Source organism: Salibacterium salarium, from assembly GCF_030813635.1.
In the GTDB taxonomy this organism is placed as follows: domain Bacteria; phylum Bacillota; class Bacilli; order Bacillales; family Marinococcaceae; genus Salibacterium; species Salibacterium salarium.
On the sequence record NZ_JAUSUM010000004.1, the window covers coordinates 87,355 to 101,068 of the forward strand.

General features: G+C 43.7%; 11 protein-coding genes. 4 read left to right on the plus strand and 7 right to left on the minus strand.

The features are described from left to right. Positions 1-62: 62 nt before the first annotated feature. On the plus strand, positions 63-1,454 hold the full coding sequence (gene rlmD, locus J2S78_RS14625; RefSeq protein ID WP_306899757.1) for a 23S rRNA (uracil(1939)-C(5))-methyltransferase RlmD: 1,392 nt from the start codon (positions 63-65) through the stop codon (positions 1,452-1,454). Between the two features lie 146 nt (positions 1,455-1,600). On the opposite strand, the gene J2S78_RS14630 is transcribed toward rlmD (J2S78_RS14625), so the two are convergent. Then, positions 1,601-2,245 (minus strand): glycosyltransferase, encoded by a 645-nt coding sequence (locus J2S78_RS14630; protein ID WP_306899759.1) that lies wholly within the window; start codon positions 2,243-2,245, stop codon positions 1,601-1,603. A gap of 218 nt (positions 2,246-2,463) precedes the next feature. Between J2S78_RS14630 and rlmD (J2S78_RS14635) the strand changes: the two genes are divergently transcribed. Continuing rightward, the gene (gene rlmD, locus J2S78_RS14635) at positions 2,464-3,957 is read left to right on the plus strand and encodes a 23S rRNA (uracil(1939)-C(5))-methyltransferase RlmD (protein WP_306899760.1); all 1,494 of its coding nucleotides are present in this window, start codon (positions 2,464-2,466) and stop codon (positions 3,955-3,957) included. A gap of 288 nt (positions 3,958-4,245) precedes the next feature. Then, positions 4,246-5,931 carry a choline dehydrogenase gene (betA, locus tag J2S78_RS14640; RefSeq protein WP_306899762.1) on the plus strand — a complete coding sequence of 562 codons (1,686 nt, stop codon included), beginning with the start codon at positions 4,246-4,248 and terminating at the stop codon, positions 5,929-5,931. A gap of 440 nt (positions 5,932-6,371) precedes the next feature. Here betA (J2S78_RS14640) and J2S78_RS14645 read toward each other — a convergent pair whose 3' ends face one another. The 4 genes from J2S78_RS14645 to J2S78_RS14660 form a co-directional block, all read right to left on the minus strand. After that, a complete protein-coding gene (locus J2S78_RS14645; protein ID WP_306899764.1) occupies positions 6,372-6,551 on the minus strand; it encodes a hypothetical protein in 180 nt (59 codons plus the stop codon). Positions 6,552-6,690: 139 nt separating this feature from the next. Next, the gene (gene betT / locus J2S78_RS14650; protein ID WP_306899766.1) at positions 6,691-8,238 is read right to left on the minus strand and encodes a choline BCCT transporter BetT; all 1,548 of its coding nucleotides are present in this window, start codon (positions 8,236-8,238) and stop codon (positions 6,691-6,693) included. Between the two features lie 246 nt (positions 8,239-8,484). After that, on the minus strand, positions 8,485-10,170 hold the full coding sequence (betA, locus tag J2S78_RS14655; protein WP_306899767.1) for a choline dehydrogenase: 1,686 nt from the start codon (positions 10,168-10,170) through the stop codon (positions 8,485-8,487). A 210-nt stretch (positions 10,171-10,380) separates the two neighbouring features. Then, the gene (locus tag J2S78_RS14660; RefSeq protein WP_306900273.1) at positions 10,381-10,584 is read right to left on the minus strand and encodes an aldehyde dehydrogenase family protein; all 204 of its coding nucleotides are present in this window, start codon (positions 10,582-10,584) and stop codon (positions 10,381-10,383) included. Between the two features lie 325 nt (positions 10,585-10,909). Here J2S78_RS14660 and J2S78_RS14665 point away from each other — a divergent pair, with 325 nt between their 5' ends. Continuing rightward, a complete protein-coding gene (locus tag J2S78_RS14665) occupies positions 10,910-12,388 on the plus strand; it encodes an aldehyde dehydrogenase family protein (protein ID WP_306899769.1) in 1,479 nt (492 codons plus the stop codon). A 146-nt stretch (positions 12,389-12,534) separates the two neighbouring features. Here J2S78_RS14665 and J2S78_RS14670 read toward each other — a convergent pair whose 3' ends face one another. Continuing rightward, positions 12,535-13,233, minus strand: a complete 699-nt coding sequence (locus J2S78_RS14670) for a class I SAM-dependent methyltransferase (protein WP_306899771.1) — start codon at positions 13,231-13,233, stop codon at positions 12,535-12,537. Positions 13,234-13,310: 77 nt separating this feature from the next. Beyond that, positions 13,311-13,712, minus strand: coding sequence for an RrF2 family transcriptional regulator (locus J2S78_RS14675; RefSeq protein ID WP_306899773.1), 402 nt, complete (start codon positions 13,710-13,712; stop codon positions 13,311-13,313). Positions 13,713-13,714 lie beyond the last annotated feature (2 nt).

Sequence of the window (13,714 nt, forward strand, 5' to 3'; positions counted from 1 at the left end):
CACAAACTTGTGTTAAAATGGCGTGTAGATAATAAGAACGGAAATAGAAAGGATCAGTCTCCATGACAAAGAAGCAGAATACAGATGTGCCCGTACAAAAAAATGATATTATCACCGCAACATTTGAAGATTTAACCCACGAAGGAGCAGGAGTAGCGAAAGTAGACGGCTATGCGCTTTTCGTTCCCTACGGCCTTCCTGGGGAAACCGCAAAAATTAAAGTATTGAAAACAAAAAAAGGGTACGGTTTTGGGAAAATGCTCGAGCGCATTGAAGAAAGCAGTGACAGAACTGATGCCCCGTGTCCGATTTATTATTTATGCGGTGGCTGTCAGCTCCAGCATATGACCTATGATGCGCAGCTCCGTTTTAAACATAAACAAGTCCAAGACGCCATGAAACGCATCGGCGGTCTCGAAGATGTACCCGTTCATCCCACCATCGGGATGGAAGACCCGTGGCGCTACCGCAACAAAGCCCAGGTTCCTGTCGGTGAAAATGAGGACGGAAACTTAAAAGCCGGTTTCTTTCAAAAACGATCCCACCGCATCATCGATATGGAAAGCTGTATCATCCAACAAGGCGCCAACGATGAAGCCGTCCAGATTGTAAAAGAAATTGCAGACAAATACGATATAAAGGCATATGAGGAAGAAAAACACCGCGGCACTCTTCGTCATATCGTGACGCGCCAGGCCAATTCTACCGAACAACTGATGATTATTCTCGTGACAAACGGTCCGGATCTACCGCATAAAAAGAACCTTATTGCCGATATCCGTGAAGCCATGCCGAACGTCACATCCATCATGCATAACGCCAACAACAAGCGTACCAATGTTATTTTTGGAGAAAAAACAGACGTGATTTGGGGCGAAGAATATATTTACGACTACATCGGAGACATCAAATTTGCCATATCCGCACGCTCCTTTTATCAAGTGAATCCGTCCCAAACCAAAGTGTTATACGATAAAGCACTCGAATACGCCGACTTACAAGGAAACGAAACCGTCATTGACGCCTACTGCGGCATCGGAACCATCTCTTTATTTCTCGCGCAGAAAGCAAAACACGTCTACGGCGTCGAAGTCATTCCCGAAGCCGTCTCAGACGCTAAACGGAATGCCGAACTAAACAAAATGGAAGGCGTCACCACATTTGCCGTCGGAGAAGCTGAAGACATCGTCCCGTGGTGGCACAAAACAAACGGCCTCGAGCCCGATGTCTTCGTCGTCGACCCGCCCCGCAAAGGCTGCGACGAAACACTATTGCAGACCATGATAGATATGAAACCAGAAAAAATCGTATACGTCTCCTGTAATCCCGCCACACTTGCACGCGATTTGAAAATTCTCGAAGACGGCGGATATGAAACAAAAGAGGTACAGCCCGTAGATATGTTTCCGCAGACGAATCATGTAGAATGTGTTTCACAGTTAGTTCGAAAATAAGAAGCTGGTGCACTATGAAGGTAAGTATTTCAGTTTTGGGGTAATTGAACTACTCTTTTCATATGAAATTGTGGTCTAAGGTGTAGGGATAATTGCAACTAATTGTAAATAAAGAAGCTTCAGCACGATGCTGGAGCTTCTATAGATTATTTATTAAACTTCTCAGGAAATTGTTTCACAACTCCATCAGAGATAGCATCTGCCATTAAGATTATATGTGTGATCCCTTCATCTATCGCAACGATTCTTGCATCCCATTCTTTTTCTAAGCTTGCTATTAAGTCATCTGTTACCAATTCCAAATGCGTGTACAGCAATTTTTTTAAGTTTTCATTTTTTAAGTTAGGGTTGGCGCCACTAAGGAACTCTGCTATATCATCAGCATTTGTATACCATTCTTTGTTCAGCTGATTTACTATGTCTTCCTTTTCGTTTTTAGCTGCATCAACGATCTTGCCGGCAATAACAATATGCTCCTTAAGCAAATCCGTAAGTTTGTTCCCTGCGTCCTCTCCGTATACCGGCTTCACGGCATTACCGATTTCCTCCTGATTTTTCAGAAGCCTTGCTAGCACTTGCTCTTGATCCTCAGCTCCTGCTGTTGTTGCACTTGTAATATAATTACTTGTCCACATTACATGGTCAATCCAAAGTCTCCTGAATTCATTTTCGAACTGCACTTCTGATTGACTAACACCTTGTTCCTGTGTATTAGAATTAGCACTAATTGACTCAGGTAGCGTGTTTAACAGAAATAAAGAAATGAAAGCCATAGCCCACAATTTTTTCATCAAATCTACTCCTTTCAAAATAAAAGTTCCTTCCTATTATTACAAAATGGAATGTTTTCATTCGTCAAAATCATTATTTACGAATCTTATCTGCAATTACTACTCAACTAAATCGGAAAACTTAGCCTAGCTTTTACATTTAGTATATTTTACTGCCAGCTTTGGGTAGTTTATAATGGAATGTCAAACTAAGTAAAAGAAAAGTTGGGCAGTACTTTATGACTAAACAAAAGAATCGGAAATCCAGAGATAAACAATATCAATCTGAAAAACAGAATAGCAAACAACCCCCACCGCAGAGAAATCAAAAAAACTTAAAATCCAAAGGCAAGCCTAGCGCGACTGATAAAAAACAGCGTGGCCAGAATAATGTAACCATAGAGGCAACTTGTTCAGGCCTGACAAGTGAAGGTAAAGGGATTGTCCAGTGGGAAGGGAAGCAGCTTGAGGTAGCGAATCTGTTACCTGGTGAAACAGCTGAAATTGTCGTTTCCAAAAAAGGACGCTTCAACACGGAGCTGAAGCGGGTGATTAACCCTTCAGAAGATCGTGCCAATCCACCATTCACTTATTACCACGAGGATGCGGGATGTCAGATTCACCACATGAACGATCAGGCGCAAAAGCGTTTCAAACAGAAAACCATCGATGAACTAATGAAGCCTTTTGGAAAACCAGATCCGATCATAACCATGGAACATCCGTATGGTTACCGGAACAAAAATGTTATGACATTCGGATTGAATAATGAGCGGCAGATCGTTAGCGGTCTCTATGCCCCAAATACTCATCGGATCGTCCCAATGGAACGGTCTCTCCTTCATGATCCGAAAGCAGATGAAATCATACAGACCATTAAGGGTATGATGAAGTCGTTTAAAATGCAGCCGTACAACGAAGACACTGGACGGGGCTTTTTGCGCCACGTGTTAATAAGGGTCGGCAAGTTCAGCGGCGAGATCATGGTGGTACTGGTAGCCGCATCACCTGTGTTTAAGGGCAAGAATAATTTTATAAAAGCACTAAGAAAGACTCATCCAGAAATTACGACCATTCTGCTGAACGTTAATAACCGGAGCGACAGCATGGTGCTTGGCGATCAGGAGAAAGTGCTTTTCGGTAAGGGAACCATAACAGACACTCTCTGTGGATTGGAATTTGAGATATCGGCGAAATCCTTTTATCAAATTAATCCTGTCCAGACAGAAAAGCTCTATAAAAAAGCTATTGAAATGGCAGAGTTGATTGGAGAGGAAACTGTTGTGGATGCGTACTGTGGGATCGGTACGATTGGTCTAGTTGCTAGTCAAAAAGCTGGTAAGGTTATTGGTGTTGAGCTCAATAAAGATGCGGTCCGCGATGCCATTCGTAATTCAAAGCGTAACGGCGTGAAAAACGCCCGGTTCTATCAAGGTGACGCCGGTGAGTTTATGGTGCAGATGGCTGCAAGAGGGGAAAATGCAGATGTAGTGATTATGGATCCACCACGGAGTGGGAGCGATGAAGCATTCTTGTCTAGTGTGGTTAAACTGCAGCCGAAACGGGTCGTGTATGTGTCCTGTAACCCTGAGACACAGGCGCGTGATATGAAGTATTTGGTGAATAACGGATATGAGGTTAAAAGAATTCAGCCGGTGGATATGTTTCCACAGACGGTGCATGTGGAGGCAGTCACAAAATTAGTACGAAAAGAAGAAACAGGTAACCAATAAAAGGTGCCTGTTTCTTTTTTTTTGGATTGGTGCCAGTCCCCGCTAATGCCCTTATAATTTGATTAAATCTAATAAAATAATTGTTTGCTGGCTTTACAAAAAAAATAGCCTATGTTAAATTAATAATGTTAAAAACGTTAAATAAAAATTTAATAAAGTTAATTAGTTAAGTGAGATATTAACTCAACAAGGAATGGGTTGAGGCCTGTTCCGAAAGAAATGAAGAGACATTACTCCTATCGTTTTGATCCCTTCATTCTATTCTAAACATACAAGGAGGTCTTTAAGATGAGTGAAACATATGATTATATTGTTATTGGTGGCGGTAGTGCAGGTTCTATACTTGCCAATCGTCTAAGTGAAGATGGAAAACACAGTGTCCTTGTTCTGGAAGCAGGACGTAGTGACTATCCATGGGACCTGTTGATTCAGATGCCGGCAGCTCTGCCTTTCCCCGCCGGTAAACCATTCTACGACTGGAAATACGTATCGGACCCTGAACCTTATATGAATGGACGACGTGTGAAGCATGCCCGAGGAAAGGTGCTGGGAGGTTCGAGCTCTATCAACGGCATGATTTACCAACGTGGAAACCCATTGGACTATGAACGCTGGGGAGCCGATCCAGGTATGGAAACGTGGGACTTTGCTCACTGTCTTCCGTATTTTAAACGACTGGAAAATGCGTTGGCAGCGGATAAAGATGATGAGTACCGCGGTCATGATGGTCCTGTTAAATTAGAGCGTGGACCAGCCAAGAATCCTTTGTTCCAAGCCTTTTTTGGAGCAGCTGTTGATGCCGGCTACTCGCGGACACCTGATGTAAACGGTTTTCGTCAGGAAGGTTTTGCCCCGTTTGATAAGCATGTGTACAAAGGCAGACGTATGTCTGTGTCACGTGCCTATCTGCGTCCGGTTATGAAGCGCCAAAATCTCACGGTGAAAACTCGTGCATTCGTTTCAAGTATCGACTTTAATGGGACCCGTGCCGAGGGTGTGACCTATCGACGAAACGGAAAGACTCATCAAGTCTCGGCAGGGGAAGTTATTCTTGCCGGCGGTGCCATTAATACGCCGCAGTTACTTCAACTGTCAGGTGTGGGCGAAGCGGAACACCTACGTTCCCTTGGTATCGAACCGGTCGTTGATCTGCCGGGTGTAGGTGAAAACCTTCAGGATCACCTTGAAGCCTACATTCAATACAATTGTCCAGAACCGGTTTCAGAACAGCCTAACTTAAAGAAATCACGGATGCCGTGGATTGGTCTGCAGTGGATATTCGGACGTAAAGGACCGGCAGCGACAAACCATTTCGAAGGTGGAGGTTTTGTCCGTTCAAACGAGGACGTTCCTTACCCTAACTTGATGTATCACTTCCTTCCGCTTGCGGTACGTTATGATGGGCAAAAAGCAGATACAGATCATGGATTCCAGGTACACGTCGGACCTATGTTCTCGGATGCACGGGGATCATTAAAGATTCGTTCCAAGGACCCTAAAGAGTATCCGAGCATGGTGTACAACTATCTTTCAACAGAGCAGGACCGGCGTGAGTGGGTGGAAGCAGTTCGAGTGACAAGGGACATTATGTCTCAGCCATCCATTGCCCCTTACAATTCAGGAGAAATTGCACCCGGACCTTCCGTTCAAACAGATGAGGAGATTCTGGACTGGGTGAAAGAAGATGCGGAAACAGCACTTCATCCATCGTGCACGGCAAAAATAGGACCTGCTTCAGACCCTATGTCGGTTGTAGATCCGAATACCATGAAGGTTCACGGCCTCGACAATGTGCGGGTGGTCGATGCGTCTGCTATGCCTTACATCACGAACGGCAATATCCATGCACCGGTATTGATGTTGGCGGAAAAGGCATCTGACCTCATCCTTGGACGGCCCCCGTTGGAGCCGATTCATGCTGATTTCTATCGTCATGGCGTACATTCAGCCGACGCAGGTACCATAAACAGTTAAGTGAAATAATGCTTTTATAGGAAGGCCTCTTTTAAAGAGTGCCTTCTCTTTTTTTGTTTGAAAAACTTCAACAATCGCGCCCTTAAATGGAGGAAATACTACGGTTAAAAATACCTTATCAAAAAAGGGTCTAGGACAAACCCAGAAACTGGAGAAATCTATGGAAAACGAAAAGTAGATGTAGAACCTAGTTTTTGAATTTTTGAAGGCTTGTTTGCGTTTTACCCATTTCTCCGCGTGGCACGGAGAAAGTGAAAAATGAGATAGGGTTTGCGCTGCTGGCGGAGAAACTTGAAAAAATACTCCGCCACTAGCACTACTTCTACATCAAGCGAAGCATCTTCGTCTTATAAAAAAGGTTCCGATTATCTAGTTTTGATAATCGGAACCAACCTTTTTTTATTCAATCATTTATGTCCAGACTCACTTCTTTGATTTGTTTACTCGTAACTGGTGCCTTTTTGGTTTTTTTTCCAATCTGACAAAACATTTTTTAGTTCACATGCTTTGTTTAATGCTTCTCCATCCATTGACTCGCGGATTGTTTTTCTAAAACGAGAAGAAAACAACAAAATAAATATAATTGTTAGGGCTCCGATTTTTACCATATTATTTCTCATAAAAACTCTCCTTTTTTTCTGACATGTTTTTCATTATTTAACGATTTAACGCTATATCCACAAAAACCTTGTCCAGTTCTGTTAAAAAAAGATTAAATTAGCATATCTCATAACATTGGTTTATTTTTCAAGACAAAAATTATAGTCGATCATGTTTCAATACTCGATGGAGACTAAACATGATTAGGTAAAGCACTACAGAAAAGGGTAGGCCAATAATGATAGTAGCGTACTGCAGAGCAGTTAGACCTCCTAACGCTAACAAGGAAAGCGTAAGAAAACCTATAGCAACAGCCCAAAAAATGCGCAACCACGGTGGTCCATCACCATAAGTGCTAGCTACATTGGAAGTGAAGTTGCTCATGACCAAAGATGCGGAGTCAGCACTCGTTACAAAAAACATCAATCCTAGGAAAGTGGCGACTGCTATAGTTATTGTGGCACCTGGAAACTGTTCCAGCAACATGTAAAATCCTGATTCCGGGTTGTTCGCAGCAGTATTACCAAAGCTGCTATTCCCATCCATTACTACGGAAAGAGCACTATTCCCAAAAACGGAAAATAAAAGTAAAGTGAAAATAAACGGTATAATAATCGTACCCATAACAAACTGGCGGATTGTCCGTCCACGTGAGATTCGAGCAAGGAATAGACCAACGAAGGGTGCCCAAGCAACCCACCAAGCCCAAAAGAATAACGTCCATTGGGAAAGCCACTCACTTGCCTCACCGTAGGCGAAGGTGGCGAGCGTCATGCTTGGAAATTTGCTTACGTAATCACCAATATTTTGCACAAGTGCATTTAGCAGAAACTGTGTCTGCCCGGCGATCAGAACATATAATACGAGACCAATCGCAATAAAAACATTTAGTTGAGATAGTCGGCGTATACCTGCATCTACACCTGAAAAAGTAGACGCACAAGCGATAAGAATGGCAACAACAATGAGTCCTATTTGTGCACTTAAGCCTATAGGTATGTCAAATATGATATTTAGTCCGTAGTTAAGCTGAAGTACACCAATTCCTAACGATGCCGCGATACCAAAGATAGTACCAAGAACAGCAGCAATCTCGATGGTATCTCCTGTAACCCCTTTAACCCGCTTACCGAAAATAGGATATAACATAGATCGGATACTTAAAGGAAGTTCATAACGGAAAGCAAAAAGTCCAAGTGCCAATCCCATCAGCATATACAACGCCCATCCTGTAATACCATAGTGAAATAACGCCCAGATTACAGCTTGTCTTGCAGCTTCACTCGTTTCTCCTTGTCCTGCTGGAGGAAACAAGTAATGGCTTACAGGGGCTGAGGCAGAATAGAATAAGATGTCGGTTCCGATACCAGCAGCAAACAACATCGCAGCCCAAGAGAACATATTATACCGCGGGGTCGAATCGTCCGAGCCCATCTTTATGTTTCCAGTTTTTCCAAACGCGATGGAAATCACAAATATTAAAACGAAGGTTGTGGTCAAGATGTAATACCAACCCAAGTTATCGACAATCCCACCCTCTACTACACCTATAAGATTTTCCGAAGCTTTAGGATAAAAGATGGTCCAAAACGCTAAGAGAATAATAATGGTTGCGGATCCATAGAAAACTAATGGTTTGATTGTCTTTTGTTTTTTAGTGTGGTTGAACGTGTTAGAATTGTTTTCCTTTCCTTCAATAATAGTCAACCCCCCTGTTCTTGATCGTTTTGATTATTATTTACATGTTCATCGTCGTCAATGCATGCCAAATATTCTTTGGAAAAAAAGAAAAAAATATATAAGTTCACGGCGGTGTAATTCCGTTTACCGCCATGAACACAAAACTCTAATTTATATTATACTTATCAGCAAATATCCTTAAGTTTTGTCTTAGCTCTGCCAACAGTGATATCTTAATTTTTCTGTTCCATTGATAAGCAAGCTTTTATTCATTTATTTGTCTACGGTGCCTGCGTCTTTCGGATGTACGCCATGACGGTAATAGTCCTTATACTCAGGATTCAATGGTTTTTTTCCACTGATGATGTCAGCCGCTTTTTCTGCCAACATCAACACCGGTGCATGGATGTTTCCATTCGTCGTGTGTGGCATAGCAGATGCATCAACTACCCGTACATTGTCCAGGCCATGAACCTTCATGGTCAGCGGATCTACGACAGCCATCGGATCGGAAGCGGGCCCCATTTTTGCTGTACTGGATGGATGGAGCGCCGTTTCTGCATCACTCGCTACCCAATCCAGAATTTCCTCATCCGTTTGGACAGATGGACCAGGCGAAATTTCTCCCGAATTGTAAGGTTTTAATGCAGGCTGAGAAAGAATATTCCGTGCAACCCGTATTGCTTCAACCCACTCACGTCTATCCTCTTCGGTAGACAGATAGTTAAATACGATACTTGGATGTTGAATAGGGTCACGGGAACGGATCTTCAGACGCCCTCTAGAGTTGGAATACATCGGTCCAATGTGCACCTGGAATCCATGATCTACGTCCGCTTTTTTTCCATCGTATCGAACCGCAAGCGGAAGGAAATGGTACATCAGATTTGGATATTCTACATCTTCATTCGAACGGGCGAACCCGCCGCCTTCAAAATGGCTCGATGCTGCCGGACCGGTACGTCCAAGCAGCCACTGTAAGCCGATCCATGGCATTTTTGCTTTATTTAAGCTAGGCTGTAATGAAACCGGCTGCGGACATTCGTGCTGAATGTATACTTCGAGATGATCTTCCATGTTTTCACCTACACCAGGCAAGTCAACAATCGGGTTAATGTCAAGTGAACGAAGATGCTCGGCATCACCCACGCCTGACAGTTGAAGTAGCTGTGGTGTGTTGAATGCACCTCCGCAGAGTATGACTTCACCTGCGGTAACATGGTAATTCTTTTTGCCTCGTCGATAGGTCACACCGTTGGCTCGGGTCCCATTGAAGTCGATACTAGTAACAAAAGCAAGGGTTTCCACCGTGAGATTCTTACGATGCATAGCCGGATGTAAATATGCACCTGAGGCGGAAACACGTCTTCCGTTATGTATATGGGCGTCGAATGGACCGAATCCTTCCTGACGAAAACCATTCACATCAGGTGTTCTCGAATAACCAGCCTCTACAGCTGCATCGAAAAAGGCTTGAAACAAAGGATTCTTTGCTGGTCCGCGCCTTAATTTAATCGGACCGTTGTGACCGCGATACTCATCAGATGGATCCGCTCCAAAGGCAGTTTCCAGTCGTTTAAAGTACGGAAGGCAATGTGCATAGTCCCAGGTCTCCATACCCTGGACAGATCCCCACCGTTCATAGTCCATCGGATTGCCACGTTGGTAAATCATTCCATTGATAGAGCTTGAACCTCCGAGCACTTTTCCCCGGGCATGCGGGATACGTCGCCCATTCATGTAAGGTTCAGGGTCAGATTCATAAATCCAGTCATAAAGAGGATTTCCAGAGGGGAACATCAAAGCTGCTGGCATTTGGATCAGCAGGTCCCATGGATAGTCACTACGCCCCGCTTCTAGAAGAAGGACACTACGTTCTCCATCTGCGCTTAGACGGTCACCGAGTACAGAACCTGCACTACCGCCACCGATGATAACAATGTCATATGTTTGATTCATCTATAAAACCTCCTTGAATTATTTAAACCAGTTGTTAGGTTGGGGAATTGGATAATCAGCATATTAGAGTGGCAATGAGTTAGTTGGCAAATAGAAAAATCCATTCTGCAAGTCCGGATGACCAGCCCTTTTCCACCAATGACAAGCTTTGCTCCTTCATTTTTTGCAATTTCACGTAATTTTCCACTTTAGCCCTATGCTCTTCTGAGATTAATGGTCCGGACTATGTACCTTCCTCAAAGCCGTTTCCCAGTTTGATACGTTCCGCCCGGCTTTTAAGACGTGCCCTGCCGAACAGACTTGTCCAAAATGAAAATAGACCGCATTTAAAACTTGGTCAACAGCCGTTTCAAATGCACTATCACCAAATATTATGCTCGGATTTTTATCGCCAAGCTCTAGAGCAACCCTTATATGGGACCTCCTTTTCCTGTTGTCTTAGCTTACTATGCCCTAAGATATTTTCACTTATTCTAAATAAATGTGTTATCAGCATTATCAATTGAAATATAGTTTTTTAATACTGAGGGATTGTTGTAACATTCATAATATAATGATTACATGATGAAAAATTTTACATAGAAGTCGAAATACGCTGCTCGGTGTCCTATTGGATGGAAAAGCCGTTAAGACGCAGTATGCAGAAACTTTGAAACGAGAGAAAAACTGGTATAAACTAGATACACCCATTTTCAACAGGGGAATACTATCGAAAAATAGATGAAGGGGGAGACATCCAATGTATGAAAAGGAAATGACAGTGGAGGCCATTATTAATGGGGAAACAATAAAATCGGAAAAACATGAGGCCCGCGAAAACCCTGCCCATCCTGACCAAATAGCCGGTTTTTTCCCGGTCAACACCCAGGATGACGCAATACGTGCGATTGAAGCGGCTCATGACGCTTTTCCGGCATGGACAAACATGGCTATGGACGAACGAATAGAGCGTATGAGAAAGGCAATTCAAAAGATAAAGGATGCCACACCAGAGATAAAAGAATTGTTATCCAGAGAACATGGGAAACCACTGTATGATTCCGATGGAGAAATTGGTGTTTCCCTGGCATGGATGGAATTTGCCTGTGATAATGTGAAGGAAGTACTAAAAGATGAAGTGAACGAAGATGAAAACGGAAAAACTATCATTGCCAGGGACGGCATCGGCGTTGTTTCTGCTATTTCTCCTTGGAACTATCCGTTATCTCTTTCAACGATAAAAATGGCGCCGGCCTTGTTAGCCGGCAACACAATGGTTTTAAAGCCAAGTCCACTTGCACCGCTTGCCGTAAGCAAAGTTGTGGAAATGATCGCAGAAGAAATGCCGGACGGTGTGCTGAACCTCGTTCACGGAGAAGCGGACGTCGGCAAGGAATTAACCTCAAATCCAAAAGTCGCAAAAATTGCATTTACCGGCGGCACGGAAACAGCCAAGCACATTATGAAAGCAGCGGCAGACACGATTAAAAACTTGACCCTGGAATTAGGCGGAAACGACGCAGCAGTCGTTTTGAAAGACTTTGACGTGAACGATGAAAGAGCGATGCGCCGTATGGTCATTTCCAATTTCTTAACCGCTGGACAGATCTGCATGATTGCAAAACGAATATATGTGGATCGCTCGATTTATGATCAATTTGTAGAAAAATATATTGAAGCAGCCAATAAATGGATCAGAGTCGGAGATCCGTTTAACGAAAACGTGACGATTGGTCCTATGAACAATAAGAAACAAGCCGATTACGTGCAAAGCCTGGTGGATGAAGCGGAAAACAAAGGCGCCGAAGTTGTAAAGCTTGGAACTATTTTAGATGAAGAAGTGTTCAATGAAGGATATTACCTGCATCCGACAGTGGTATTGGGTGTTGATTATGACGATCCGATTGTGGAAGAAGAGCAGTTCGGTCCGACGGTTCCGATTCTCCCGTTTGACGGAGATGAACACGGCATTGAATTAGCCAACAACAGTATCTACGGACTGACGAGTTCGGTGTGGGGAGAGGAAGAACATGCTGTTCAAGTAGCTGAACGGATTCAGGCCGGCACGACCATGATTAACACGGCGGCCGTGCAGGGACTGGACGTAAGATTTCCATTTGGCGGCGTGAAACAGTCCGGAATCGGGCGTGAGTACGGGAAAGAAGGTCTTCTAGCTTATACGGATCCTCATGTGATTAATATTCCAAAAGAAGGAGAACTCCCTTATATTCCGGAATAATGAAGCAAGTACCCGGAAGATATAAGTGAAAAAGAAATAGAGCAATTCCTTCAACGTTAAATGTAGCAAAAGAGAGCCTTATTCTTATTGATAGGCTCTCTTTTTTTATGCTGGTAATGCCAGTGTGTTTAATATCTGTGAATTCATTATTTTGCGTGGCACATCCATCCCGCCATAATCCCAGTGGAATAAAACCGGCTGATATTTGTAAACCCGGCTGCTGTCAAGAACTGTTCGATTTGAGTATCAGTCAGAAAAGAAACTTGCTTCTTAAGTTTGCCGATCATCTCGTCTAGGTGGGCTGTGTCATGTCCGGCATCCAGCCAGAAGCTTTTCCAGACGTTTAATCTGTTATGAAGTTCAGCACTGTCGAGGTCGCCGTTCGCGCTGACGAGGACGAAAGGAGCGCCCGGTTTCAAACGATTCTTGATGGATGTGAGCAGGTTCTGTTTCTCCTGTTCATCGTGAATAAAATGAAGAACGAGGATACAGCTCGCCGCATCAAAAGGCGGGTTCTGTAGCGGAACATCGTCTATCGTTCCCTGAATGAGTCTGACGCGGTTTTCCAATTCCAGCTGCATGGTTTTGTCTTCTGCGGTTTTCAACATGTCTTCCGACGGATCAACGCCGGTGAAGGTCCATGCCGGATTGGACGGTCCCCAGGCGGCGAGTTCATTGCCGCTGCCCGCACCAACTACCAGCAGGGAAGCCTCTTTTTCGCCCAATTGAGCCCGAAAATACGACTGCACCATTGAAAACAGCGCGTCATAGGTGGGAAGCGAGATCCGGGTGTTTTTCTCGTAGGCAAGAGCTGCTTCGGAAGTGAACGTAAATTCTTCATTCATTGTGAGTTCCTCCAATATTTTAATGAAAGATTTTATAGATCATAATTATCTATAATTGATCGAAAAGTAACACCCGTTTAAAGAACGGGAGGTGCTTTTTTGGCAAGTTCTGCGATTTTCTTCTGCTTTAATTCCTCTTCCATTTTTTCTTCCGCTGAGACCATAACATTCTGAATCAAACAGTCTGGATGGTCGTTCAAGCAGCCATCAAAAAGGGAAACAGGGCCTTCAATAGCATGAATAATATCTAGAAACGAAATCTCTTCCCAGTGTGGAGGTAGCTTGTATCCACCGCCCGCACCGGGGGAAGATTCAATCATCCCCGCTTTGACGAGCTGCGTCAGGATTTTGGATAAATACGTTGGGGAGACTTTAAGCTTTTCTGCCATTGGCTGCACGCCAACACGCTGATTCGGACTCGTTACAGCGAGATAAAGCATTGTATGCAGCGCATAATTTGTCGCTTTCGAATACTTCATGA